Genomic DNA, 25,171 nt, shown 5'->3' with positions numbered 1-25,171 from the left:
AATCCGTCGCTAAAATGCCTGACCGATGGTGATGAAGTAGTTTGTCGACTTAATGCCGCTTACGGGATTCAGGTTCTGGCCGACATCGATGCGGACAGGGCCAATGGGCGTGGCGTAGCGCAGGCCGACGCCGACGTTGTTGGAGTATAGCTTCGTGAAGTCGTGGAAGCCGACGAGCGGAAACACGTTGCCGCCGTCGTAGAACGGCACGATGCTGAGCCCCTGCTTGATGGGGAGCGGGATGCGTGCTTCAGAGTTGATGATCAGTTCTTCATTGCCGCCGGCGGGCACGCGAATCTGCTGGCGATCAGAGAGCGCGCAGTCGGGCTGTCCGTTCACGCAGATCCACACGCTGTTCTGCGGACCGGCGCCGTCAAGCGGGAAACCGCGCAACGTGCTGCCGCCGCCTGTGAAGAAGGCCTGGCTAAGCGGCACAAAGCTGTTGCTGAAGGGCTGCGCGAGTCCAATGCGAACGCTTTCAGCCCACACGATGTGGTGGAACTTCTCGTGATACCAGGCGGCCTGCCCTGTGAGCTTTGCGAAATCAACGTTGGAACCAAGCTTGCTGGTGTTGAAGTCGAGTTCGATAGAGTCGAGCACGCCGCGGTGTTCATCGAGAGGGTTGTCGCGCGTGTCGCGAGTGAGATTTGCGCTCAGCGTGGAGAGGCGAATGTTGCGGTCGCGCTCCGGCACCAGCGCATCGATGAGCACGTGCGTGATGCTGGTGTGGCTGTAGCCGTAGCGGAAGAACAGGATGTTCTTGAGGGCGCTGTCGATTGGTTTCTGCATCTGGAACGTGGCCAGCTCTTCGCGCGATGAGTAGATGGGGTTCTCCTGGTTTGTCTCGAAGGAGAGGCCGGTGGTCGCTTTCCAGTTCGACCAACGGAGCGTGGGATCGATGTAGTAGAGAGCCGCGCGCTGATCGAGCCGTCCGCCGAAAGCGGTCAGGTTAAGCGACTCGGCTTTGCCGCGAATGTTGTTGCGCGTGTACTGGAACGTCCCGCGCGGGCCATAGAAGGTGGCCTGGCTGGTTTTGTATCCGGATGGGAGTCCGACCGGAGGCAGATTCGGCAGCGCCACGGTTCCGCTCGGGATGCTGCCGCCGCGATTGATGACTTCAAAGCCGAAGCCGTACTGGATTTCGTTGCGCGGCGCCTCATGCAATTTGACCAGCACGTCTTCAACGTTCTGGGTAGTGATGGGACGCTTGAGGTCGACCTCCGCCCAATCGAATACGCCGGTGTGCTCGTAGAGCTTGGCGCCGGCGGCGAGTAGGGAAGTCTCGGTGAGGGGCTGTTCGGGCTTGAGGTCGGACACGTCAGCGTTGATCATCGTCTGGCGCGTGTGCTGGCGGCCGAGCGTGACGACGTCGCCGGTGAGCACGCGCGGGCCTTCATAGATGTGGTAGACAACGTTGATGCGGTGCGGCTCGTTCTTTGAGACTGCGGTGGCGGTTTCGCGGAAGCTCGCAGTGAGATAGCCGGACTTGAGGTAGTTGACCATGATCTGCGTGCGGTCTGCGACGACGTGCGCGCTTGAGTAGGGCTGGCCGGCAACGACCTTGAGGCCGCCGGGTGCGTATTGCGAAGCCGGGAAAGTGTCGGCGCCTTCGATTTGGAGGGATTCGACGATGTCGCGCGGGCCTTCTGTCACGGCGAAGGAGACGTTCACGTCTCCACCCTCGTTGGTCACGGTGGGCACGACCTGCACGGAACTGAAGCCTTCAGACTTGTAGACCGCTTTAAGGTTGTTAACGCTTTTGCGGAGAAGTTCCTGGCTGAACTTGCCGCGCGAGAACAAATGCTCTTTCTGAACGGCAATGTGCGGCGTGAGCTGGTCGGACTTGAGCTGCTGATTGCCGGTGACCTTAATGTCTTCGACTTTGTGTTTCTTGTCGCGCGTGATGCGATAGACGACTTTGTCGTCACCCTGAGGCTTTTCCATCTGCGCTTCGACTTTCACGTCGAAGTAGCCCTTGTCCTGAAAATAGGAAGTGAGGGCCCGCGTACCTTCCTGCACGGTTTCTTCGTCGACCCCGATGCCCTGGTACATGGGCAGCAGCTTCTTCTTATCCCAGCTCCACAGGTGTGCGCCGTCGATCTCGACTTTGGTTTCCGGTCCGGGGTTCACGGTGAAGTGAATGTCTGCTCGGTTAGTGGTGGCGTGGTATTCGGCGCCAGCAACCTGAACCTGCGCGCTAAGCAAGCCCTTGCTTTGCAATTGCGTTTGAAGATAGGTTGAGGCGCGATTCAAAGTCGAGAAGTGATATGTCTTGCCGGGACGTATGGCTTGTTGGCGTGCTCGGGCCAGCAGGCTCTTCAGACTTTCTTCCAGCTTGTGCTGCTCATCATTTGGTAGGCCGCCGGAGATAAAGACATCGCCGAACTTCGCGCGCCGGCCGAGCTTTGTGGTGAAGATGATGTTCGCGAGGCCGTGCGTTGTTTCAACTTTGACTTCAGGGTTCACTTCGACCTGAAAGAACCCCTGCTGGCGAAAGAAGGTGACGAGCGCCTGTCGATCGCGCTCGACCTCTGAGGCGCTGTAGGGAGTTTCCGTCGGGTAGTTCGCAACCTGGATGAGGCGTGAGTAAGGAAAAATTGTTGCGCCGGGGAACTGGTAGATACCGAAGTAGACAGCGGGCTCAAGGACGAAGAGGATGCGCACGCCGTTGGCATCGGGATCGACCTGAATGCGCACATCGCTAAATTTGCCCTGCGACTTGATGGCCGCGGCGGTCTGGTTCACCTGGTCCTTTGAGAACGGCTGGCCTGCCTTCTGGGCGAAGAGAGGCTCATATTGCTCGGTTTTCACATCCGGTTGGCCGGCAATCTCGATCGCCGCGACGTTCTGGCCTTCGTAGGCGCCGAACATCTGCTCGGCCGCTTGCGTCGTCTTGGGAAGGGATCGATTCGCACGGTCCTGCGAGGGCGCAGGCTGCTGGGCGACCGCACCGGTGGTTACTACTGCAAGGGCAAATGCAGCGAGGCTATATATGAAGGCGTGCTTCAATGAAATCGCCGTAGAGCGCTGATACAGAAAGGTAGCGGCGGAGCTGGTAACGTGTAGTTCCACCCCGAGGTAGATGCTGGGGAAAAGGGCTGGGTTGACCGCACCAGAAGAAGTGAATTCCGGCTCTTTACAAGATTAATTGATGAAGCCACCGATGTGGTCGTTGGGGGCATCGCAACACCTGTGCGACCGGTGTAGCTGCACGGGTACCGCGGCGCGGTCTGAGGTGCGAGATGCCCACTCCGGGTGGCGTAAAAGACGAGCTGAACCATCGCGAGAAACACATCTGGGAGCTCGTAGCGCTGTCTCCGGCCAAGAGCCTGTGGGACTTGCGCGATGTATCGATTCGGAATATCGCCACGCGAACGTGGAAGGCGATGCTGCAGGACCGCCTGTTTTCGATCGCTGCGGAATTGGGTTTCTACTTTCTATTTGCGCTGTTTCCCGCCCTGATTTGCGCGACAACCATTCTCGGTTTCATGGCTCTTTCCGGAACTGACATTTACCGGCGCTTGTTGGAATACATGGCGCTGGTTGTACCCCAGTCGGCTCTCGGCATGGTGATGAAGACGTTCAACCAGACGACGATCCATGCGACAACCGGAAAGCTGACGTTGGGATTGCTGGCGGCGGTCTGGTCCGCTTCCGTCGGTATCTCAGCAGTGCAGGACGCGACGAACGCGGTCTACAAGATTGCCGAAAGACGTTCGTATCTCAAGGCGCGTATCCAGGCGATAGGACTCACCATGCTGCTGATCTGCACAGTGACTCTCTGTCTGGCTTCGATGTTCGCGGGCGATTTCCTCTCGGCATGGGTTGGCCACCATCTTCACGGTCACATTCTCAATTACCCGACCATCTTCGCCATACGGATCTGCGGATGGATTCTGGCGGCGGCGTTTCTGGCACTCTCGTTCGCAGCTGTCTACTACTGGGCTCCCGATCTACGCGTGCGCCAGTGGCATTGGATCACGCCGGGTGCCATGCTTGGAATCGTGGGTTGGCTGCTGGCTTCGCTGGGATTCCGCATGTACCTGCACTTCTTCGATTCGTACTCGGTAACCTACGGATCGCTCGGCGCGGTTGTCATTTTGCTGATGTGGTTTTACATCACGGGACTGATGCTTCTGCTAGGAGCGGAGTTCAACAGCGAGTTGGAGGCCGCAGCTGTAGAGGCCAGGCTGGCGCGGGAGAAGGCGGAGACAAAGCCGGCCGAGGAAGTGCAGCGGATCACGCCGGCTGCGTAGAATAGTCTCGCCGGGAGATCGCTCAGCCCGGGTTTCACTTCCTCAAACTGCAACTATCCCCTGGGTTTCAACGTCCACACAAGAGACAAGGGATTTCCAGCCTCCAAAATGATGAAGGGCTTGGGTTTTCAAGACTTTGAGCAGGCTTGAAGCCTGAGCGGAACGAATCGCCGGAATGTTAAACTTGGCGGTTTGGAAGTGTTTTATCCGCAAACAGATGCCTCTGAGTGGCCTCTAGAAAACTCCACGATTCCATCGAGAAGACAAACGAGACAAATGGACGCACAATCTGCTTCAAATGAAGGCCTGCCAAACCGTTCTGCCATAGGAACTCCGCCGCCGCGCCGTCGCCGCCATCGCTGGATATGGGCGGTGGTGCTGCTGGCTTTTGCAGCTCTTTTCTACTGGGTGCTGCACCACGAACAAAAAGGACAGGCGGCCGGTCCAGGCGCTCCCGGCGGGGGCGGCGGCGGGCGCCGCGGCATGATGGGCGGAAGCGTACCCGTGACCACAGCCACGGCGCACAGCGGCAGCGTGGGTGTTTACGTTGACGCCATTGGCACGGTGACCCCGCTGCACACGGTATCCATCAACGCGCAGGTCACAGGAACAATCACCGCCGTCCACTACAAGGAAGGCCAGATTGTGCACCAGGGGGATCCGCTCATCGATATCGACTCGCGGCCGTTCCAGGCGCAGGTGCAGCAAGCCGAGGGCACGTTGGAGCGCGACCAGAATGTGCTGGCGCAGGCGAAGATGGACCTGGAGCGCTACAAGTTGGCGTGGGCAAAAAACGCGATCTCAAAGCAGACCCTCGATGACCAGGAAAAGATCGTTGCGCAGAATGAGGGTCTGGTCAAGAACGACGAGGGCAACGTCGAGTATCAGAAAGTGCAGTTGAGCTACTGCCACATCGTTTCGCCCCTCAACGGCAAGGTGGGCCTGCGGCTTGTCGATCCGGGCAATCTAGTCACAGCAAATTCGACAACGACGCTGGTAGTAGTGACGCAGGAGCAGCCGACGACGGTGGTCTTCACCATTGCGCAGGACAATCTGCCACAGGTGCTGCAGCAAACGCGCGGTAGCAAGGGGCTTCGTGTGGATGCTTTCGATCGCGCGCAGTCTGGACATCTTGCAACCGGCAAGCTGACCTCGATCGACAACCAGATCGATACGACGACCGGCACCGTCAAGCTGCGCGCCGAGTTCGACAACAGGGACTATGCGCTCTTCCCGAATCAGTTTGTGAATACGCGGCTGCTCGTGAAGACGCTGGATAACCAAGTCCTGGTTCCGTCATCGGCCATTCAGCACAACGGGAGCCAGGATTTTGTGTATCTCATCGAGAAAGATCCGAAGGGCGAGAAGGCCGTTCAGCACCAGGTGAAGTCGGGCATTTCAGACCACGGCGATACCGCGGTGCAGGGAATCAACGCCGGCGACGAAGTGGCCGACAGCAGCTTCGAAAAGTTGCAGAACGGCTCGCAAATTATGCGCTCCAAGGTCAAAATTCCGAGCACGTCAGAACCCGCCGCGAGTTCTGCCCCATGAATCCTAGTCGGCCATTTATTCTGCGGCCGGTTGCCACTGCCTTGCTGATGGCCGCCATTCTGCTTGTGGGCATTGTGTCATTCATGCAGTTGCCGGTCTCGGCGTTGCCGGAAGTTGACTATCCCACCATCCAGGTAGTCACGTTCTATCCCGGCGCGAGCCCTGATGTGATGGCGACGACGGTGACGGCTCCGCTGGAGCGGCAGTTCGGCCAGATGCAGGGGCTGAACCAGATGACGTCGACGAGCGCGGGCGGCGTGTCGGTGATCGTGCTGCAATTCAGCCTGTCGCTCGGGCTCGACGTTGCCGAGCAGGAAGTGCAATCGTCGATGAATTCGGCGCAGACCTTCCTGCCGTCGGATCTGCCCACGCCGCCTGTTTACAGCAAAACGAACCCGGCAGACGCGCCGGTATTGACGCTCGCCATTTCATCGCCTTCGCTGCCGCTGTCGCAGGTGGAGGACCTGGTGGATACGCGGCTGGCTCCGCGCATTTCGCAGTTGAGCGGGGTTGGCCTTGTCAGCATCAGCGGCGGGCAAAAACCCGCGGTGCGCATCCAGGTGAATCCGACAAAGCTGTCGGCGCACGGACTGAATCTTGAGGACGTTCGGACAGCGTTGACGAGCGCGAGTGTGAATGCCGCAAAGGGCAACTTCGATGGCCCGCGGCAGAACTACCAAATCGACGCGAACGACCAGATCACCGAGGCTTCGGGCTACAACAATGTCGTCGTCGCCTACAGCAATGGCGCGCCGATCTTTGTGAAGGACGTCGCAAACGTCTTCAACGGAGTTGAGAACTCAAGGCAGGCCGCGTGGATGGGAATGGGCGGGAACCTGACGCCCGCGGTCATCGTGAATATTCAGCGGCAGCCTGGCGCCAACACGATCACGGTTGTGCATCGTGTGCAGCAGATTCTGCCGCAGCTCGAGGCGAACCTGCCGGCATCGATCCACGTCACGACGATGACTGACATGACCACCAGCATTCAGGCATCGGTCAGTGACGTGGAGTTCGAGCTGATGCTGACCATCGCACTGGTGGTGATGGTGATCTTCCTGTTTCTGCGCAGCCTTTCGGCAACCATCATTCCCAGCGTCGCCGTTCCGCTGTCGCTGGTGGGCACGTTCGGCGTGATGTACCTGCTCGGCTACAGCCTCGACAACCTGTCACTCATGGCGCTGACGATCTCTACCGGGTTCGTAGTCGACGACGCCATCGTGATGATTGAGAACATCTCGCGATATCTCGAAGAGGGCATGCCGCCGATGGAAGCGGCACTGACCGGCGCAGGGCAGATCGGCTTCACCATCGTGTCGTTGACGGTGTCGCTGATTGCGGTGCTGATCCCGCTGCTGTTCATGGGCGATGTTGTCGGGCGGCTCTTCCGGGAGTTCGCAGTCACGCTGGCGGTGACCATCATCATCTCGGCGGTGGTGTCGCTGACGCTGACGCCAATGATGTGCGCGCGCATTTTGCGTCACGACCCTGAGCATCAGCAGACGCGGTTCTATCGCTGGTCTGAAAACATGTTCGACCGCATGATCGCGTTCTACGGGCGAACGTTGAAGGTGGTGCTGCGGTTCCAGACGCTCACGCTTCTGGTTGCGGTGGGAACGCTGGTGCTGACGGTGGTGCTTTACGTCATCATCCCCAAGGGATTTTTCCCCGTGCAGGATACGGGCGTAATCCAGGGAATCTCGCAGGCCTCGCAGTCAATCTCGTATCCCGCGATGGCTGAGAAACAGCAGGAGCTGGCGCGCATCATTCTGCAGGATCCCGCGGTCGAGAGCCTGTCGTCCTTCATCGGCGCTGACGGCCAGAACACGACGCTAAACAGCGGCCGCATTTCAATCAACCTGAAGCCGCTGGACCAGCGTGATCTGAGCGCAGCCGATGTGATTCGACGCCTGCAGAATAATCTGGGCGATGTTCCCGGAATGCATCTCTACATGCAGCCAGTGCAGAACATCACGGTCGACGACCGCGTAAGCCGCACGCAGTATCAGTACACGCTGGAAGATCCCGACATCAACGAACTCAACGAGTGGACTGATAAGTTCGTCGCGAAGCTGAAGGATGTGCCTGAGCTGGAGGATGTGGCCACCGATCAGCAGACGGGTGCGCGCGCCGTGTCGCTGGTGATTGACCGTGTGACCGCGTCGCGGCTAGGCGTGGCGCCCACGACAATCGATAACACGCTCTATGACGCATACGGTCAGCGGCAGATCAACACGCTTTACACGCAGTTGAACCAGTATCACGTGGTGCTTGAGACGGCCCCTCAGTGGCAGCAGAATCCAGGAAATCTGGGATCTCTGTACATCCAGTCAAATGCTTCAGCAGGTGCGAGCGGCGCGGGCGCTTCAACGTCGTTTTCGTCGTCGGCCTCGGCAGCCGCCGGATCGAACGCCCTGACGACTTCAGTGAAGTACACTCCTTCGGCCAATGTGCTAACCAAGTCCGCTACGGTGTTGTCTGGAGCCAGTTCGACATCGGGATCATCTCCCAGCGGAGGACTCACTGCCGGAACTACACCCAACACAGCTACCAGCTCCGTCGGCGCGAAGGCGATTCCGTTGAGCGCGTTCACCCACATGAGCGCGACCACCGAGGCGTTGTCGATCAATCACCAGGGCCAGTTCCCGGCGGTGACGGTGTCGTTCAACCTGGCGCCGAATGCGTCCCTGGGCACCGCGATCACCAAGATCGACAAGGTCAAGGATGATCTCGACTTTCCGCTAAGCATTCAGGCGGATTTTCAGGGCACCGCGGCTTCGTTCCGAAATTCGCTCTCGAATGAAGCCATCTTGATTCTTGCCGCTTTGGTGACTGTGTACATCGTGCTGGGTGTTCTGTATGAGAGCTTCATTCATCCCATCACGATTCTTTCCACGCTGCCGTCAGCGGGTGTCGGCGCTCTGCTTGCGCTCATGATTTTCAAGCAGGACCTGAGCGTGGTCGCGATTATCGGCATCATCCTGCTCATCGGAATCGTAAAGAAGAACGGCATCATGATTGTCGATTTTGCGCTGGAGTCGGAACGCGAGCGTGGCAAGAATTCGACCGACGCGATTTACGAAGCGAGCCTGCTGCGCTTCCGCCCCATCATGATGACCACGATGGCCGCACTGCTCGGCGGGATCCCGCTCGCATTTGGTTCTGGCCTTGGGTCGGAGTTGCGGCGGCCGCTCGGTATTTCGATGGTCGGTGGCCTGCTGCTCAGCCAGATTCTCACGCTCTACACCACACCGGTGATCTACATCTTCTTCGACACGCTGGGGCAGCGACTCACCGGCCGCAGGCCTTCGCATACGGCTCCGCGCAATGAGCCGCCGCCCGCAGGAGTGCAGCCTGCATGAGTCTGTCGACTCCATTCATCCGGCGTCCGGTAGCGACCACGCTGCTCACGATCGCGCTTGCGATTGCAGGAGCGATTGCGTTTACGGTTCTGCCGGTGTCACCGCTGCCGCAGGTGGACTTTCCCACCATCAGCGTGAATGCGAGTCTGCCGGGAGCGAGTGCCGAGATCATGGCGGCGTCAGTAGCAACGCCGCTGGAGCGGCAGTTCAGCCACATCGCGGGCGTGACGGAGATGACGTCGTCAAGTTCGCTGGGCTCAACCGGCGTGACCTTACAGTTCGATTTGGGTCGCAACATCGATGGAGCAGCGCGCGACGTGCAGGCTGCCATCAATGCCGCGCGCACCTATCTGCCGGCCAATCTTCCATCAAATCCGTCGTATCGCAAGGTTAATCCGGCCGATTCGCCGATCATGATCCTGGGGCTCACATCAGACAAGTACGACGTCACGAAGGTCTATGACCTTGCATCGACCGTGCTGACGCAGAAACTGTCGCAGATCAATGGCGTGGGCCAGGTGTTCGCAGGCGGCGGCGCCACTCCATCGGTGCGCGTGGAAGTCGATCCGATGAAGCTGCAGAGTTTCGGCCTCACGCTGAGCAGCGTGCAGTCTGTGCTGAGCCTGCAGAATGCGCACTCCCCGCGCGGTCAGTTGTCGGACGGCAGGTACACGGCGGACATCATCACCAACGATCAGATATCGCATGCCGCAGATTACAAGCCGTTGATCGTGGGGTATCGGAATGGCGCAGCCGTGCGTCTGATGGACGTCGCCGATGTAATCGATTCTGCACAGGACCTGCGCACCGCGGGCTATACCGATGGCGTGAGGTCCGTTTCGGTGATCATCTTCCGGCAGCCGGGAGCCAACATCATTGACACGGTTGATCGCATCAAGGCTCAGTTGCCGTTTCTTGAAGCGGTGATGCCACAGGGCATAAAGACGACGCTTGTGATGGATCGTACCGTGACGATTCGTGCGTCCGTGCACACCGTCGAGACAACGCTGATTGGGTCCATCATCCTCGTGGTGCTAGTGGTGTTCCTCTTCCTGAGGAGCCCGCGGGCGACGTTGATTCCGAGCGTTGCCGTGCCCGTCTCGCTGGTGGCCACCTTCGCGGTGATGTACCTGCTCGATTACAGCCTCGACAATCTCTCGCTGATGGCGCTCACGGTTGCGACGGGCTTCGTAGTGGACGACGCGATCGTGGTGATGGAGAACATCACGCGTCATCTCGAGGCCGGCATGGAGCCATTCGCTGCGACCTTTCGCGGCGCGCGCGAGATTGGCTTCACCGTCTTCTCCATCAGCATGTCGCTGGTGGCGGTGTTCATTCCCATCCTCATGATGGGCGGCATTGTGGGCCGGCTGTTCCGGGAGTTCGCAGTTGTGCTGTCGACAGCGATTGTGATCTCGATGATCGTTTCGCTTACGACCACTCCGACAATGTGCGCGCACATCCTCAAGGCGCACGAGGAAGACGACGAGCACGGCTGGTTCTATCGAACGAGCGAGAAGGTGTTCTCAACACTGCTGGCGGGCTATCGCGGGTCGCTGCGCTGGGCGCTCGACAATTCGTCGCTGGTGCTGATTGTGTTGGCGTTGACGATTGCCCTGAACGTGCTGGTCATCATTCGCATTCCCAAGGGATTCTTTCCGCAGCAGGATACCGGAGCACTCGTGGGTGGCGTGCAGGGCCCACAGGATGCGTCCTTCCCCTTCATGAATTACTCGATTCAGCAGTTGGTAGGCATCATCAAGGCCGATCCCGCGGTGTCGCATGTCAATGCCTACTCAGGCGGGCGCGGGTCGAGCAACGGCGGCTTCATCTACATGGCGCTTAAGCCGCTTGGCAAGTCGTGCAAGGAAGCTGACAAAGGCTGCGACGTGCGACAGACGGACGCAATGAACGTGATCAATCGGTTGCGGCCCAAGATGAACCGTCTGCCGATTGCGTCCGCGTTTCTTCAGGCGGCTCAGGATCTGCGCATCGGCGGTCGCGGCGGTAATGCGCAATACCAGTACACAATCCAGACCGAGAGCGTGTCTGACCTGGCGCATTGGGGGCCGATTTTGATGGCCAACATGCGCAAGCTGCCGGGCCTGCAGGACGTGAACAGCGACCAGCAGAACGGCGGCCTCCGCGAGATGCTCACGTTCGATCGCACGCAGGCAGCGCGCCTGGGACAGACCGCGTCGTCGCTCGATCGTTCGCTTTACAGCGCATTTGGGCAGTCGCAGGTCTCGGTGATCTACACGCAGCTCAATCAGTATTACGTGGTGCTCGAGGTCGCGCCGAAGTTCTGGCAGGATCCATCGGGCCTGCACACGATCTATATTCCATCGGGCTCGGCTGCGGGTCGCAGCGGGCCTAATGCTATGTCTCCGCTGCTGAGCGTCATGCACCCACAGACCGGAACGACGCCGCTGCAAGTGAATCACACGGGCCTGTTCCCGTCGGTGACGGTATCGTTCAACTTGTCGAGTGGATACGCACTGAGCGATGCCACGCGCGAGATACAGGAGATGCAGGCGAATCTGGGTGTGCCGGCGACCGTGCACGGTTTCTTCTCAGGCACGGCTCAGGCTTATCAAGAGTCGCTGGCGTCGGAGAAGTACCTGATCATCACCGCACTCCTCGCGGTCTACATTGTGCTCGGCATTCTTTACGAGAGCCTGATCCATCCGCTGACCATCATCTCCACACTGCCATCGGCCAGCGTCGGCGCGATGCTTGCGCTCATGTTGTTCGGCATGGACCTCAACGTGATCTCGATCATCGGTATCATTCTGCTCATCGGCATTGTGAAGAAGAACGCCATCATGATGATTGACTTTGCCTTGATGGCCGAACGCGAGCAGGGCAAGACCACGTACGAGTCAATCTTCGAGGCCTGCATGCTTCGCTTCCGCCCCATCCTGATGACGACCATGGCGGCGATCATGGGCGCGCTGCCGTTGGCATTCGGATCCGGCACAGGATCGGAACTGCGCCGCCCGCTCGGCATCACCATTGTTGGCGGGCTGCTGCTAAGCCAGCTGCTTACGCTTTACACCACACCGGTGGTTTATTTGATGATGGATCGCCTGCGCCTGAGAACGCTGGGGCGTTCGCGCGACAGGCGGCCCGCTACGGTGGCGGAGGCCACCTCATGAGACGAGATACGTAATGAACACAGTCAATCCAAACAGAACGAGATGGACGCTAACAGTTGGGAGCGCGCTGCTTGCAGCCATTGCGCTCTCCGGCTGCCGCGTCGGCCCGCATTACAACGCCCCCGCGCCGCCTACGATCACGGCTCCTAATTTCAAGGAGTCGACCGTCAACTTCCACGATGCGGAAGGATGGAAGGTCGCGAGTCCTCAGGATGCAATGATCCGCGGCAACTGGTGGGAGGTGTTCAATGAGCCTGAGCTGAACGCGCTTGAAGAAGAGTTGAACGCCAACAATCAGAACATAAAGGTGTCGTTCAACAACTTCATGGCTGCGCGCGCCGTGATCGCTCAAGCGCGTTCGCAGTACTGGCCGACGGTTACCGCGGGAGCGAGTTGGAATCGCTCGAAAAGTTCCGGAAATCTGCACAACACTTCGGTGGCCAATACGGGCAGCACGGGCACGTTATGGAGTATCCCGGTAGACGTTACGTGGACGCCGGATTTCTGGGGAAAGATTCGCAACGAAGTGCGCGAGACGGAATACGCTGCGCAGGCGAGCGCAGCGGATCTGCAACTGGAGAAGCTCACTGAGCAGGCCGCCCTTGCGCAGTACTACTTTGAGATTCGTGGTCAGGACATGCTGCAGAGCATCCTGAACGAGACGGTCGAAGCCGACAAAAAGTCGCTCGACGCGACGCAAGGCTCCTATGATGTCGGCGTAGGGGACTACATTTCGGTCGTAGAGGCGAAAGCTACGCTGCAGTCCGCGCAGTCTTCAGCCATCAACGTGGGCCTGTTACGCGCTCAATACGAGCACGCGATCGCAATGCTGGTGGGAAAGGTTCCGACGGACTTCTCGATTCCCGTGAAGCCGATGACCTACACTCCACCGACGATCCCCACCGGCATGCCCTCGCAATTGGTGGAGCGCAGGCCTGACGTTGCGTCGGCCGAGCGCACGTTGGCGGCGGCGAATGCCACCATCGGAATCGGCTATGGAGCATTCTTCCCGCAGGTGACGCTGTCGGCGGCTGGAGGCTTCGAGAGCTCGACATTCAAGCACCTGTTCGATATTCCTAGCCGCTTCTGGTCTCTCGGTCCGAGCGTGTCGCAAACGCTGTTCAACGGCTGGCTCTACCGCGCACAGCTGCATCAGTATCAGGCTATCTACAACGCGGACCTGGCTACCTACAGGCAAGCCGTGCTGACCTCCTTCCAGCAGGTGGAAGACTCGCTCTCGTCCACCCGAATCTACTCGCAGCAGATCCTCGCGCAGCAGCAGGCGGTAGAGGCCTCGCGTACTTTCCTCGACCTCGAACAGGAGCGGTACAAGCTCGGCGTCGATCCCTATGTCACCGTAGTTATTGCTCAGACTGCGTACCTCAATAGCCAGGTAGAGCTGAATACGCTGCATGTGCAGGAGATGTTGTCGGCAGTACAACTGGTCCAGGCGCTAGGTGGCGGATGGGATCGCTCGCAATTGCCTACGCCTCAACAGGCGGGAGCCAAGCAGCCGAATTCGGCGTACACGACGCCTTAGCTCGTGTACGCCGCATTGGCGCAACATTGCTGCGTCACTCCGTCATTCACTTGTAGGGCAGGGAATCAATGGTGCGCCCGGAAGGATTCGAACCTCCGGCCTACTGATTCGTAGTCAACGATATCAGTAGCACAAAATCTATCTTAGACGTCAACAAAATCAGCATGTTACGGCAAAGGCTCGCACGGATGGAACGCTTCCGGATTGCTCATTTTCCTCGATAAACGCCGCTATCCTCGCCGTATGTCCGACAAAATTACGGCAACATTCACGATAGAAAACTGCAGTCTGATCACACGAGGTGAACCTGTGGCGAAAGCGTTGGAAACCCTCGCTTCTACCCGCGAAAAAGCCCTTCAGCGGCTCCGCGGGCGCGTTCCAAATCTGGATAATTATGTTCTTCTGACGGAATTTGAGGTGTCGTGCCTTATGTCCGTACCCGGCGGGACCTTGAGGCGCTGGCGCGGCGAAGGGAAAGGCCCGAGCTGGCACAAAGTGGAAGGATCCGTGCGCTATGCTTTGGCCGACGTGCTTCGAGAGATAGAAGAGTCGAAGCGCCTGTCCGTGCGCGCCAACATGGAGGCGCGCCAGGCCTCGGCCAAACACCACCGAGTAAGATAGCGGGCGGGCGTTCTCTCCGATGTGCCCGCACTACGTGTGCCGGGCGCCCCTGCTATGCTTCTGGTCAAATGTCCCAGAGATCAGAGGCCCTGTTTGAAAAGCTACAAGCGCCCGGAGCACTTAAGGCGTTGATCGGCGAGTCGGAAGACGCCGATTTCGACTGCAAGGAATGGCCCCGTCCCGACGGCCGGAAAGGCACGATTGCAAAAGCCGCCTGCGGCTTCGCGAATGCGACCGGTGGCGTCATAATCATCGGTCTTAAGGCAAGGCGAGGCGGTGATGGTCAGCCCGACGTCGTGTCAGATCTCTGTCCGGTGCCCGATGCAAACGGTGTCAAGTCGGAGGCTCTGGATATAATCCTCCGTTGCGTTGAACCTGGTATTACGGGTGTAGCTGCGCAGGTGGTTCCGGAAGCGCCTGGGATGGCCTCTGGGTTCGTTCTCATCCACATCCCTGAGTGGGAAGGCACGCCTCAGCGTTCTAGGGTAGATCGGAAGGAGTTCTATGTCCGGGTCGCGAGCGGGACCTTGCCGATGGAGTACTTCCAGATCGCCGATCGCTTCGGAGTGAGGCCGCGGCCTCACCTCACTGTCGACCTCAACCTCGATGCGCCTGTTTCAAACCACCCCTATATCACTGATCGAATGTGTCGCTTCATCCGTTTGATGCTGACAAACCATGGCCGCGGGATCGCCCGGTTCCCCGCCGTTCGCGTACACGCGCTGCCCCATCTGAGTATCTGTCAGGCGTCGCACATTGGACCACTTCCGATCTGGCCGGTTTCCGACGCAAATGCCGAGTGGTTCACAGTACGAGGCGGCGCAAATGATGTGGTGTATCCAGGCGAGACACTGAAGATCGCCTCTCTCGTGCAGTTAGGAGACAGGCGCATACCTAACGATAAGGTTTGGGGCGTGCCGGCCACACAGGTCATAACCGAGGTCGTTTGCGATGGCATGTTTGCCCACAGGCAGACGTTCCAGATTACAGAGGCTTATTAGGGAATCACTGTGCTTATTGACGAAATAATCGATCTTGCCGCGGATGACAGCAAATCAATCACGACTTTGCTGCGGAAATGCATAATCCTCGGCAGGCGCCTCAAATCTGATCAACTTGTGAGTTGGGCTATGCAGGAACTGAACGCTTACACGTCAGAAGATGCTCTGCCCCCTTATCGGGTCATCGCTGCCGGCGCGAACGGATACTTCTCAGGGCCGTTCGGCTCGAGCGTAAACAATTATCCCATTGCAGCGGTACTTCTCTCGGAGCAGCACCAGCACTTCGCTACTGAGGTGCGGTTGATGGAGCCTATCGCATCGTATGAAGAACTCCTTCGGCAAAAAGGGAACGAGTTCAAAATCGATTGGCCGGCTGATCTAGATCTGATGTATCAGCGGCGAATTCGCCTCACAAATGGCTGCTGCCTGACTCACGGCTGGCAGACCATCAGCCGAGGAGCTCTGGCCGGAGTTGTCGATGCGATCCGAAATCGTGCACTCCATATGGCTCTGGACATAAAGGCTTCGCTAAAATCCGCTTCTGACTTTGAGGAACCTTCCCCAAAAAAAGCTGAGTTCTTAGATCGTACGGTTACGACGAATATCTTTGGAGGGATGAACGTCATCGCATCAGGTAGAGCATCAGTTAACAGCACGATTTCGAACTCCCAGAATTCTATTGACGTTGGAAATCGCGACCAGCTCTGGGATGCATTGCGAAACTCGGGCGTTCCTCAACATGGGTTGGATGACCTGGAAAGCGCTATGCAGAAGGACGAGGGGGGATTTGGCTCGCACGTCAAGCGGTGGACGAAAGAGTTTGCTCCGAAGATAGTACTTGGGGGAGTTAAGATCGGCGCCGCGGCTGCCCAGTCGGTCCTCACCGAGTTCCTGAAGCAATACTTTGGAAGCTAGATCGGGGATTCGCTCCAGGCCGCCTCCTGAAAGGCAAAGTAGCCTTAAAAAAAAGCGGGCTGGGGAACAACATCGTTTCCGCCGGCGCTGGCGCGCCCGTGTGAGTCAGACCACGTAAGGGCCGACGCCCCGGGCAAACGTCTACTCCACCCCGCGCCCAGCATTGCACTTCGAATGCATCGCACAGATCGGCGGTGAGCACCGTCGGCTCATCGCCTGGCTCGAAGCGCTGCCAGATCATGCCGTCATCGTTGGGTTCTGCCATATCGCCAGCCTAAAGGGGAAACGTTACCTGCATGCGCGGCGGGGAATCATCTCGCAGACTCGCCGCGGCATTCTCGTACTGCTGAGCGGCATTGCGAATGCGCTTCAAAAGCGCAACGTCGCCATCGGTGCGCTTCCCGTCGTGAACATCTTCGACGTTCGTCAGAATCACCTTGCTGAGGATGAAGAGTTCTCTTTCTCCCATCGTGGGACCTCCCGGAACGGGTTCAACGCACCTCAAGGTGCGCCATGATGGCATTTGCGGCCGGTGTCCCGAGCGGAATGCACGATTTGCCGCCGCAAACGGGACAGCCTTTGTAGCGGGATGCGATCCGCCAGATCGAATAGATCACGCCGGGGACTAGGAAGAGGAGCCACAACAGCAGTTCCATAAGGAAGCTGCCGGGCGTGATTGTCTTCGGCCAAACCTGGGAACCGCATTGTGTGCACAGATGAGTCGGCGCTAGCGCCATTGGAATCCCCCTAGCTTTCAAGGAAGAATGCTGACGGCTGGAATTATCGCACCGAACAGCGGCTTCGCAAACATCAGTAGGAACCCGAAGCGGCTTGTGACGCGGATCGAGCCCCGCTTTTCGAGGCTCGTCCAGGGGCTTGACCGTTTTACAAACCCGAAACGAAACAAGGTTTTTGAGGCGGCCTCCAAAAAATCGCGAGTCGACCCAAAATCGGAAGCGATTACAAGGTTTTTTGGGGTCCCGATTGGGGCCCATGGCCCTCCGATCCCAAACCGAAACGAAACGAGGTTTTTAGGGTGGTTCGGTGCCGACAAATCGGGGTTCGAATTACCCGTGATCGAAAGAGTCGTGGAAGGACCCGTACTTTTTCTGGATGGGTATCAGCACCCTCTTAGACGTGATGAAGCAGATCGGCAAAGCGGTCCCGCCGCACACCGCCAAAGCGCTCATCCCTTAAGGTGCTGCAATGCCCCCATCCGACCCCAAGGAGCAGGTTGAGACATTAACGGCGGCAGTCGCAGCCATACCTGTGGCCGCAGCCGTGGATGCTCCATCGAAGCTGGTGTTCGACGAAGTCGCCGTCCTTTGCTCGGACGTATTTACGGCAAAGATCGCACCACCAATAGACGGAACTGTGCGGACTCCGTTGAGAGCTCACTGGGACCGGCTGCTGGCTGTAAGGGCACATCTCATTTTTCATGCGCAGCAGACTAGCTTTTCTTCCCTCCACGGTCAAGCGGAAGCCATCCAAAGAAGCTTCTAAGAAAATCGAAGAACCAGTGAGAACCCGGTGACCACGGTGCAGGACTCGTTCAGCAACGCAGGGATTCGGCAAGGCCCCAGCCCTTACTTGCTGTGTCGCAACGCACTCTCCTGCCGGTTCTGGATTGCGAGGTCTTCGACCTTGTCTGCCCAGGATCTCGAATCCATCGGCTTCGCCGATCTCATTCAGTACGGGGATGAGGTTCGCGCCGCCGCGGCCGAGCAACTCCATCGACGCCGCGGCCTTCGTGGCGCCGTTCGGCATCTCCTGCATCTTCTGCGCGATTTCGACAAAGAGGTCAGCTGGGTTCTTCGTCCGGATGTCCTGAATAGAAATGCCGATGGACTTGAAGGCTTGCAGTTGCTTCTGGCCACCCTGCGAGGCCCTGGGGGCCTGCTTCCGGCTTTTCTTTTTCTATTTGGCTCGATTCCCGTTTCACATCGTCCGGGCCGAATGGTTGCGGTCCCTTTGTCCGGTAGGGGCTGGGCTTCTCCACTTCAAACCCATCTCACGGTACCATCCCACCGCGTGCTCTCGATTCGTCGAATGGGCTTCTCGGCTCTAAGATCTAATCCCGATTTAGCGCATCCGCCGAACGGGTCGAAGACGCATATCTCAGCGTGGTCGGCAGAACAGAAACTCCTCACCATCTTGCTAAGATCAGGAAACGAAAAATGTATCCATCCATACCGAGGAGCTCCGTATCTAACAGGATCCGAATGGGTGATCCCCGCGACTAGATCCGAGAGGTCCTCTGAAACGGGCGTTTTCCGTGCTGCTTCTCCCCCTCCAATTGCAATTGCCACAAAATCGTTCAGATCATGGACGATCTCTCGAGATCTGTAGGTGTGATCACCAATAGTGAAAGAAAGCTCGTATTCATCCACTGTGCAGATGGAGTCAGGCCGCTCATTCTCTAGAGAAACACGGACGAATACTTCCTTCGGATACTCGGATTCCAGGAAGAGCAGCTCGCGAAGCTCAACCGCGAGTTTTGGTTGTCGGTCAGCAGCCTGCCGGCGCAAGCTGCCGGCTTCTTCAGTCAATCGATTGACCGCTTGGGTCTGTTCACGGTCCATCTTCCAGGGGGTCCTGAGGAGGTGCACGCCGCCGTATGCTGCCAGCGATATGGCGTAGAACAAGAGCGCCGCCTTGATTAGCTCCCAGTCGACCTGGTGATGCCGGTCTCGTAGATAGACGATGGCAAGCGGTAGAAGGAGTGCGAGCCCGGCGAAGGCGATGTTGTCCCTTGCCCACGGTGTAGCGTCCACTAGGAAACGCCGCAGGACTCTTACCCAGTAGCGCGTGAAACTCTCTTGAATAGACATTTGAAGCCTATCTTCTCATTGCAAAGATTGTCAGGTCGAGTCGATCACTCCAGGTCGTTTTTTGCCTAGCTCTCGTCGAGAGGGAGCGTAAAGCAGTGGTGCGGGGGGCCGATTCTCCCGACATGGTATGCTTTTGCCGATTGCCCCCCTTCAGCAAAACTGGGGGCGTCGAAGCGCCCAACCGTGCGAGCCAACATGGAGGCGCAGAATGTCGGTCAAAAAACGCGGTAGATACTTTCACTACGAGTTCATGCTGCACGGCCAGCGCTACTGGGGCACTACGAAGGAAACCAATCAGAAGCGTGCGGAGACCTTCGAAGCCATCAAGCTCGCCGAGGCTCAGCAGGGAGCTCTTAACCGGAAGGTGCGGAAGATCCCCACACTCTCCGAATTCAGCAAGGAATTCCTGCAGTACAACAAAGATCGCGTTGCTGCGGGGACTCTCGACCTGGACACGTACAAGGACTATTGCCACGGATGGGGGCTGCTGTCGGAGACCATTGTCGCCGGCATGCCGCTCCACAAGATCACTCGCAACCTGGCTGCGACCATCGTATTTCCGAAGAGCCCGCATAATGCCAAGAGCGGCCAGAGGACACTTTCCCGCATGCTCAACGTCGCCGCCGAACTCGAGTACATCCAGGCCGCGCCGAAGATCAAGCGCAGCAAGGCGCCCCGCCGAACTCGCGTCCTGAGTCCGGAGGAACGCGCCGAGCTGCTCAAGCATCTTCGCGGCGATGTCCGCGATGTCTTCATCGTCGGATGCGATTGCGGCACGCGGCCGGGCGTCGAGACCATGCGCATGAAGTGGGCCAACATCGCCTGGGAGCGGAACGCGGTGTGGGTCATTGGGAAGGGAAACAAGCAACGCCCCATTCCGATGTCCGACCGGCTCCGCGCCGTTCTCAAGCGCCGCTGGGCCGCTGCGCAGGCAGCGATCGTCAAGGCGAAGGCCAAAGGCGATCTTCGCAAGGTGGCCCAGTTGGAGCAGTGGGTGTTCGTCGGCAAAACAGCCGAGGGGCATCGCCGCACCATCGGGAAGGCGTTCCGCAAGGCGCGCACCGCGGCCGGCTTCGGACGAGACATCGTACCGTACCTGACGCGTCACACCTTCGCGACCGAGATCCTCGCCGAGACGAAGAACCTCGCCCTCGTCAAGGACCTGCTCGGACACGACAGCATCGCCACGACGCAGCAATACCTGCACCCGGACATCAGCGGCGTCGCCGATGTCGTCAATCAACTCAACGTCCGCCACAGCGGTCTCGAGTTAGTGGTGAACGGATGACACACCCTCACCCATCAAGGCGTCACGTTATGGTGACCTACCGGCGCTTCATCCTCGGCGAAAAGCGGAGGATCGCAGGCGTCACGAATAACCCGGCTGCATTTAGGCGCGGGGCGAGATCGCTGATTCACTACATGGATTACGTGAGTGAATATCTCGACGCTAAGCGAGAAGTCATTGCGGCCATTACGACAAAACCTCCGACAGCGGCCACTGTCGGAGGTTCGGGAATAACTCGTAAGTCCTTGGTAGATCAATGGTGCGCCCGGAAGGATTCGAACCTCCGGCCTACTGATTCGTAGTCAGTCGCTCTATCCAGCTGAGCTACGGGCGCACTTCACGGTTCAGAAGAGCCTGAAGAGATTCAGGTTGAACCTGATTTAGAGTATCAAGGATTGTGGGTTGGCGCAACCGCGCCGAACGGTTGCGGCTACGCCTTGGACGCGGGCATCGGGGGCGTTGCTGCCGCTGTCTCGGGCTCTGGAGGCGGCGGAGGAATCAGCGAAACTTCCTCTACGATATCGAGTCCAGCACGCCGGACCAGCCCCGCGACAACAGGTCCTGAAAGCCGCGTCGCATCGTATTCCACGCGCACCGTCTTCGCTTCGCGATCGAAAGCCAGATGCCGGATGCCGTACACCTCGCGCGTCCCGGCGAGCGCAAACAGCACGGCCTCAGTGGGCTCAGCAGCATAGCGGAACACGATATCAACGTTCGTCATGGCTTCAGAATACCAGCGTGGCTTGAGGCAGGCGCGTGCACGCCGTCACAGATTTTTGAGGTAGGCCCGCATCTCGGGGTTTCCCCAGTCGGGATCGCCAATGACCTTGCGGCGGATGACACCGTTGCGGTCGATGATGTAGGTCTCTGGCCAGCCGTCTGTGTGGTACAGCTTGGCGGCCTTCTGTTCGGGGTCCATCACGTTAGGCGTGTCGACGCGGAAGCGCTTGAGGAAGCGCTGATATGCATTGGCGTCGGTGTCCACGCTCACGCCCACGATCTCGATGTCGGGCCGGTCGTGGTGCAACTGCTGCAGCCCCGGCGTCTCCTGCACACAAGGTCCGCACCAGCTCGCCCAGAAATTGAGCAGAACAACTTTGCCGCGGTAGCTGGAAAGCCGAATCGTGCTCGTGCCATCGCTCACCGTGAAATCTGGAGCCTTCTTCCCAACCTGGGCGGGGCGGGCGCCGCGATTGCAGCCGGAAAGCAGTGCAAACGACAACAGTGCAATTAATGTCAGCCGGTACATAAGGAAGCCGCGGGAGTTCACGTCCTTATAATACGGAGCGGGAAGCCTTCAGGAAAGGTCATCCGTCACACCATCCGAAGGCGCTGCGGCCATTTGCCGCGCATTGCGAAAGAGGAACGCCGCCGCGTATGCCGAGAGATCCAAACGACTTACCCGAGAGTGCAGCCCCCGGCGAGTGGAAGCCGATTCTCGGCCTGAGCGACGAGCCGGTCGATCCATCGAAGCTGCCGTACCGCGGCCCTGCCGTGTTCGATCAGCCCGAGCCGGACCCGCTCATTGAACTCACGGTGATTGTGCCGGCCCGCAACGAAGAAGACATTCTTGGCGACTGCCTGCGCTCGCTCACGGCACAATCCGAGGACATATTCCAGCTCGGCCGCGATTGGGAACTGATCGTCGTCGATGACAACTCGACCGACAAAACGGCCGCAATTGCAGGCAGCTTTCCCAGTGTCACGGTGATCAAGGCTGACAAGCTTCAGCCTGGCTGGACAGGGAAGGCGAACGCCGTGTGGACCGCGGCTCGCAAAGCGCGCGGCCGCTGGCTCCTGTTTACCGATGCCGACACGATCCACGAGCCCGGCGACCTGCGCCGCGGCATGCATGAGGCGGAACGGCACAAGGCCGGCATGCTCAGCTATTCACCGCGGCAGATTGTGACCGGCCTGGCACAACGCACGCTCATGCCGCTTGTGTTCAGCGAACTCTCGCTGGCCTATCCGCCCGCGAAGGTGTCAGACCCTAACCAACGCGTCGCCGCTGCCAACGGCCAATATCTGCTGGTGGAACGCGAAGCCTATCGGCGTATCGGCGGCCATGCTGCTGTGCGCGACCGCGTGCTCGAAGATGTGGAACTCGCCTTCATCGCGAAGAAGCGCCGGGTGGGTCTGCGCTTCCGCTATGCGGCCGACGCTGTGTCCACACGCATGTACCGGAGTACGGCGAGCATGATCGAGGGCTGGACAAAGAACCTGGCCCTGCTCTTCGATAATGCTCTGGTGCTGGCGTTCTGGCGCGCTCTCGACTTCGCTTTGCTGTTTCTGCTGCCAATTCTCGCCGTTGAATTGTGGTATTCACGCTTCAATATGAGCGGGCTTGAGTGGATCAGTCCCGGTTGGGTCTGCGCGTTGCTGTGGCTACGTACCCTCGTCCGGTTCTACACGCGCGTAGCCAAGTCGAATTTCCCGTTTCTCGATTCTCTGCTGTCGCCGCTGGGACTGCCGCTCTTCGCATTCCTGCTTTACTGGAGCTGGTTTCAGCATCGTGTGTTCAAACAGGTGAGTTGGAAAGGGCGGGTCTACAAGCAATAGCTAACCAGAAAAAAATAGGCCGCGCGGTGAAGCGCGGCCTTATCACATCCATTCGTGCAGTCTACCAATACGAGACATTCATGTTATCGACAAAGATATTCGATCCGTACGCATAGCTGGTTCCGCCGTCCACCTGGAAGTTGGTGAGCACGGTCTTGCCCCAGCCCAGCGCAAACCCGGCGAAGGTCTTCGCGTTGAGCGTCTGCTTCGCTCCATCCACCGACATCCACTGATAAGTCACGAATCCGGAGTCGTCGCGGTAAACCGAGTACTGGATGTGATGCCATGCATTCACGCCCCAGCTCTGCGGATTGCACTTGGCGCTGGAGTGAACCCATGTGTCGTTCGGGCTTGTGGCGCTCCCCTTGTTCGTGGTGAAGTCCCACGTGCCTGTCCAGCCATCGCACTGAACGCCCATGATCACCGTCCAGCCGTTGGCGATCACCTGGTTCAAATCCATCTCCAGGACCTTGACGCCCGTTGAGGTGTCCTTGATATACACCCAGACGTCGTAAACAAAGTTATGCGCCGCCGTGTTGTCGCTGATGTGAGTCGAATAGCGCTGACCACCATAGTTGTTATAGCTGGTGTTATAGTGGCGCGCGTTGCCGCTCCGCGACGGAGAACTGGTAAGGGAAGATGTCCCGCTCGACCAGCCCGAAGTGCCCGCGTCGTGAACGCTCGCCCAGGTGCCGGTGACCTGAACGTTGCTGACGTTCGTAGCATTCGACGGGACCGTAGATGAGGTGCCCGAAACTGTGACTCCAACGTTGTTCACGCAGGAGGCGCCGCTCTTGCCCCAAGACTTCACGTGGATCGTATGTCCGCCCGTGCCGGTGGATACCGACGTGCTCAGCACGGTTCCGCCCACGATGTACGTATAGGTGCTACTGTCAATCGAGTAGCCGACGGATGCGACCGCTTGCCCCGAGCAACTGGACGATGACGCATACAGCTTGAATGGCGAGGTCACGGTAGAGCCACTCGTAGGCGAACTCACGCCGGGATTGCCCGATGTCGTTCCGCTTACCTTGACAGGCACGTCAGTGACGCATACCGCGCCGCTCTTGCCCCACGCCTTCACGTGGATGGTGTGCCCGCCTGTGGCCGCGGACACCGACTTCTGCAGGTATGTGCCGCTTTGGAAAACGGTGCTAGAGCTGCTGTCGAGCGAGTAGCCCATCGTGGTGACGGACTGGTTCGAGCAGCTGGACGAATTGGCAGTGAGAGTGAACGGAGAAGAGACCGTGCTGTTAGCGTACGGGCTCGTCACGGTTGGATTGGCGAAGGCGGGCACTGCTGCGAGGGCGGACAGCACCAGGGGGAGAGAGAGCAATCTAAGGAGTTTCATCAGAGCCCTTTTACGAATCGGCGCGGCCTTGGACCGCGTTCCGGGTGTTCTGTTTGTCGTTTCGCGGAACCCGATCAACTCCTTGAAGTTTTCGAACTCGGGCTCACGGTTTTCGGCGATAAACCAACCTGTTTTTCGCGGGGCTGCATCATATCTAACAGCAGAACCGCGAGAGCAGTGAAGTGTCTTGCGCTGGTCTTGCCATGCGTGCCGGACGCATCGCCGTTCAGACGCAAGGGGTCCTGTACATCGCTGATAAAGCGACGCCGGGAGTCTTCGTTTCGGGGGCTGTTCTGAGCGGCGGAATCGCCCGTGCTCGTAAACTCAGCAACCTCTATCTATCCGGCATGAGCAAGAGGGTATGCCATGCCGCAGGACACCACACAACCAGGAGAACTGCTGGAAACGCTCTTTCGATCAGGAGCTATATTGCTCACCAGCGCTCTTCGATTCTGTCTGTCCAGGCAACTAACTTGAATCAGCAACATCGTCATGCTTACACGCGGCACGGGGTGTCGCCAACCCAAATTTCACAGAAAAATCGCTTTTTCAGGCAGCCTTGTAAATAGTTCGTGCATCCTGAAATTTCTACTCGCGGTTTTGTAAAAAGTACGTCGAATTCCCGCCCGGGTGTGTCGCTTTTGCACGATCCGGCGCGACCGACGATTCGCAATGTGGGACGATTTTGACCCTGCTTCCGGCCGTTTTGCACGCTGTGTTGCTCCTGAAGCTCGCAGC

18 protein-coding genes and 1 tRNA gene are annotated in these 25,171 nt (G+C 58.6%); 11 read left to right on the top strand and 8 right to left on the bottom strand.

Features of this window, described 5'->3' with window-relative positions; translation table 11 throughout:
• Positions 1 to 9: 9 nt before the first annotated feature.
• Positions 10 to 3,072: a POTRA domain-containing protein gene (locus MOP44_RS23390; protein ID WP_260792821.1), complete on the bottom strand. Its 3,063-nt coding sequence runs from the start codon at positions 3,070 to 3,072 to the stop codon at positions 10 to 12.
• 170 nt (positions 3,073 to 3,242) lie between these two features.
• Here MOP44_RS23390 and MOP44_RS23385 point away from each other — a divergent pair, with 170 nt between their 5' ends.
• The 8 genes from MOP44_RS23385 to MOP44_RS23350 all read left to right on the top strand — a co-directional run bounded on the left by MOP44_RS23385 (position 3,243) and on the right by MOP44_RS23350 (position 16,404).
• Positions 3,243 to 4,256, top strand: coding sequence for a YihY/virulence factor BrkB family protein (locus MOP44_RS23385; RefSeq protein ID WP_260792820.1), 1,014 nt, complete (start codon positions 3,243 to 3,245; stop codon positions 4,254 to 4,256).
• 276 nt (positions 4,257 to 4,532) lie between these two features.
• Complete coding sequence (locus tag MOP44_RS23380; protein ID WP_260792819.1) at positions 4,533 to 5,807, top strand: efflux RND transporter periplasmic adaptor subunit; 1,275 nt, start codon at positions 4,533 to 4,535, stop codon at positions 5,805 to 5,807.
• Positions 5,804 to 9,169 carry an efflux RND transporter permease subunit gene (locus MOP44_RS23375; RefSeq protein WP_260792818.1) on the top strand — a complete coding sequence of 1,122 codons (3,366 nt, stop codon included), beginning with the start codon at positions 5,804 to 5,806 and terminating at the stop codon, positions 9,167 to 9,169. The genes MOP44_RS23380 and MOP44_RS23375 overlap by 4 nt, the downstream gene beginning before the upstream one ends.
• Positions 9,166 to 12,327, top strand: coding sequence for an efflux RND transporter permease subunit (locus tag MOP44_RS23370; RefSeq protein WP_260792817.1), 3,162 nt, complete (start codon positions 9,166 to 9,168; stop codon positions 12,325 to 12,327). The genes MOP44_RS23375 and MOP44_RS23370 overlap by 4 nt, the downstream gene beginning before the upstream one ends.
• A 13-nt stretch (positions 12,328 to 12,340) precedes the next feature.
• The gene (locus MOP44_RS23365) at positions 12,341 to 13,867 is read left to right on the top strand and encodes an efflux transporter outer membrane subunit (protein WP_260792816.1); all 1,527 of its coding nucleotides are present in this window, start codon (positions 12,341 to 12,343) and stop codon (positions 13,865 to 13,867) included.
• A gap of 243 nt (positions 13,868 to 14,110) precedes the next feature.
• Positions 14,111 to 14,488 (top strand): hypothetical protein, encoded by a 378-nt coding sequence (locus MOP44_RS23360; RefSeq protein WP_260792815.1) that lies wholly within the window; start codon positions 14,111 to 14,113, stop codon positions 14,486 to 14,488.
• 68 nt (positions 14,489 to 14,556) lie between these two features.
• Positions 14,557 to 15,489 carry an AlbA family DNA-binding domain-containing protein gene (locus MOP44_RS23355; RefSeq protein ID WP_260792814.1) on the top strand — a complete coding sequence of 311 codons (933 nt, stop codon included), beginning with the start codon at positions 14,557 to 14,559 and terminating at the stop codon, positions 15,487 to 15,489.
• 9 nt (positions 15,490 to 15,498) lie between these two features.
• Positions 15,499 to 16,404, top strand: a complete 906-nt coding sequence (locus tag MOP44_RS23350) for an AbiTii domain-containing protein (protein WP_260792813.1) — start codon at positions 15,499 to 15,501, stop codon at positions 16,402 to 16,404.
• Positions 16,405 to 16,678: 274 nt separating this feature from the next.
• Here the strand turns inward: MOP44_RS23350 and MOP44_RS23345 are convergent, their stop codons facing one another.
• Positions 16,679 to 16,873 carry a hypothetical protein gene (locus MOP44_RS23345; protein ID WP_260792812.1) on the bottom strand — a complete coding sequence of 65 codons (195 nt, stop codon included), beginning with the start codon at positions 16,871 to 16,873 and terminating at the stop codon, positions 16,679 to 16,681.
• 22 nt (positions 16,874 to 16,895) lie between these two features.
• Positions 16,896 to 17,141, bottom strand: a complete 246-nt coding sequence (locus tag MOP44_RS23340) for a hypothetical protein (protein WP_260792811.1) — start codon at positions 17,139 to 17,141, stop codon at positions 16,896 to 16,898.
• A 469-nt stretch (positions 17,142 to 17,610) separates the two neighbouring features.
• Between MOP44_RS23340 and MOP44_RS23335 the strand changes: the two genes are divergently transcribed.
• The gene (locus MOP44_RS23335; protein ID WP_260792810.1) at positions 17,611 to 17,907 is read left to right on the top strand and encodes a hypothetical protein; all 297 of its coding nucleotides are present in this window, start codon (positions 17,611 to 17,613) and stop codon (positions 17,905 to 17,907) included.
• A gap of 497 nt (positions 17,908 to 18,404) precedes the next feature.
• Here MOP44_RS23335 and MOP44_RS23330 read toward each other — a convergent pair whose 3' ends face one another.
• On the bottom strand, positions 18,405 to 19,235 hold the full coding sequence (locus tag MOP44_RS23330; RefSeq protein ID WP_260792809.1) for a hypothetical protein: 831 nt from the start codon (positions 19,233 to 19,235) through the stop codon (positions 18,405 to 18,407).
• 208 nt (positions 19,236 to 19,443) lie between these two features.
• Between MOP44_RS23330 and MOP44_RS23325 the strand changes: the two genes are divergently transcribed.
• Complete coding sequence (locus tag MOP44_RS23325; protein ID WP_260792808.1) at positions 19,444 to 20,523, top strand: tyrosine-type recombinase/integrase; 1,080 nt, start codon at positions 19,444 to 19,446, stop codon at positions 20,521 to 20,523.
• Positions 20,524 to 20,780: 257 nt separating this feature from the next.
• Here MOP44_RS23325 and MOP44_RS23320 read toward each other — a convergent pair.
• The 3 genes from MOP44_RS23320 to MOP44_RS23310 all read right to left on the bottom strand — a co-directional run bounded on the left by MOP44_RS23320 (position 20,781) and on the right by MOP44_RS23310 (position 21,793).
• A tRNA-Arg gene (locus MOP44_RS23320) sits at positions 20,781 to 20,857 on the bottom strand.
• 96 nt (positions 20,858 to 20,953) lie between these two features.
• A complete protein-coding gene (locus MOP44_RS23315; RefSeq protein ID WP_260792807.1) occupies positions 20,954 to 21,244 on the bottom strand; it encodes a hypothetical protein in 291 nt (96 codons plus the stop codon).
• 45 nt (positions 21,245 to 21,289) lie between these two features.
• Positions 21,290 to 21,793 carry a TlpA family protein disulfide reductase gene (locus MOP44_RS23310; RefSeq protein ID WP_260792806.1) on the bottom strand — a complete coding sequence of 168 codons (504 nt, stop codon included), beginning with the start codon at positions 21,791 to 21,793 and terminating at the stop codon, positions 21,290 to 21,292.
• Between the two features lie 107 nt (positions 21,794 to 21,900).
• Between MOP44_RS23310 and MOP44_RS23305 the strand changes: the two genes are divergently transcribed.
• Complete coding sequence (locus tag MOP44_RS23305; RefSeq protein ID WP_260792805.1) at positions 21,901 to 23,082, top strand: glycosyltransferase; 1,182 nt, start codon at positions 21,901 to 21,903, stop codon at positions 23,080 to 23,082.
• 61 nt (positions 23,083 to 23,143) lie between these two features.
• On the opposite strand, the gene MOP44_RS23300 is transcribed toward MOP44_RS23305, so the two are convergent.
• Positions 23,144 to 24,433, bottom strand: coding sequence for a hypothetical protein (locus MOP44_RS23300; RefSeq protein ID WP_260792804.1), 1,290 nt, complete (start codon positions 24,431 to 24,433; stop codon positions 23,144 to 23,146).
• Between the last annotated feature and the right edge of the window lie 738 nt (positions 24,434 to 25,171).

This window comes from Occallatibacter riparius, assembly GCF_025264625.1.
GTDB classification, from domain to species: domain Bacteria; phylum Acidobacteriota; class Terriglobia; order Terriglobales; family Acidobacteriaceae; genus Telmatobacter; species Telmatobacter riparius.
This window is presented reverse-complemented; position numbering and strand designations above follow the sequence as displayed.

Coding starts and splice junctions, on each gene's coding strand:
- MOP44_RS23385 (WP_260792820.1), top strand. CDS start 3,243: ATGCCCACTCCGGGTGGCGTAAAAGACGAGCTGAACCATCGCGAGAAA.
- MOP44_RS23380 (WP_260792819.1), top strand. CDS start 4,533: ATGGACGCACAATCTGCTTCAAATGAAGGCCTGCCAAACCGTTCTGCC.
- MOP44_RS23375 (WP_260792818.1), top strand. CDS start 5,804: ATGAATCCTAGTCGGCCATTTATTCTGCGGCCGGTTGCCACTGCCTTG.
- MOP44_RS23370 (WP_260792817.1), top strand. CDS start 9,166: ATGAGTCTGTCGACTCCATTCATCCGGCGTCCGGTAGCGACCACGCTG.
- MOP44_RS23365 (WP_260792816.1), top strand. CDS start 12,341: ATGAACACAGTCAATCCAAACAGAACGAGATGGACGCTAACAGTTGGG.
- MOP44_RS23360 (WP_260792815.1), top strand. CDS start 14,111: ATGTCCGACAAAATTACGGCAACATTCACGATAGAAAACTGCAGTCTG.
- MOP44_RS23355 (WP_260792814.1), top strand. CDS start 14,557: ATGTCCCAGAGATCAGAGGCCCTGTTTGAAAAGCTACAAGCGCCCGGA.
- MOP44_RS23345 (WP_260792812.1), bottom strand. CDS start 16,873: ATGGGAGAAAGAGAACTCTTCATCCTCAGCAAGGTGATTCTGACGAAC.
- MOP44_RS23340 (WP_260792811.1), bottom strand. CDS start 17,141: ATGGCGCTAGCGCCGACTCATCTGTGCACACAATGCGGTTCCCAGGTT.
- MOP44_RS23335 (WP_260792810.1), top strand. CDS start 17,611: ATGCCCCCATCCGACCCCAAGGAGCAGGTTGAGACATTAACGGCGGCA.
- MOP44_RS23330 (WP_260792809.1), bottom strand. CDS start 19,235: ATGTCTATTCAAGAGAGTTTCACGCGCTACTGGGTAAGAGTCCTGCGG.
- MOP44_RS23325 (WP_260792808.1), top strand. CDS start 19,444: ATGTCGGTCAAAAAACGCGGTAGATACTTTCACTACGAGTTCATGCTG.
- MOP44_RS23315 (WP_260792807.1), bottom strand. CDS start 21,244: ATGACGAACGTTGATATCGTGTTCCGCTATGCTGCTGAGCCCACTGAG.
- MOP44_RS23305 (WP_260792805.1), top strand. CDS start 21,901: ATGCCGAGAGATCCAAACGACTTACCCGAGAGTGCAGCCCCCGGCGAG.
- MOP44_RS23300 (WP_260792804.1), bottom strand. CDS start 24,433: ATGAAACTCCTTAGATTGCTCTCTCTCCCCCTGGTGCTGTCCGCCCTC.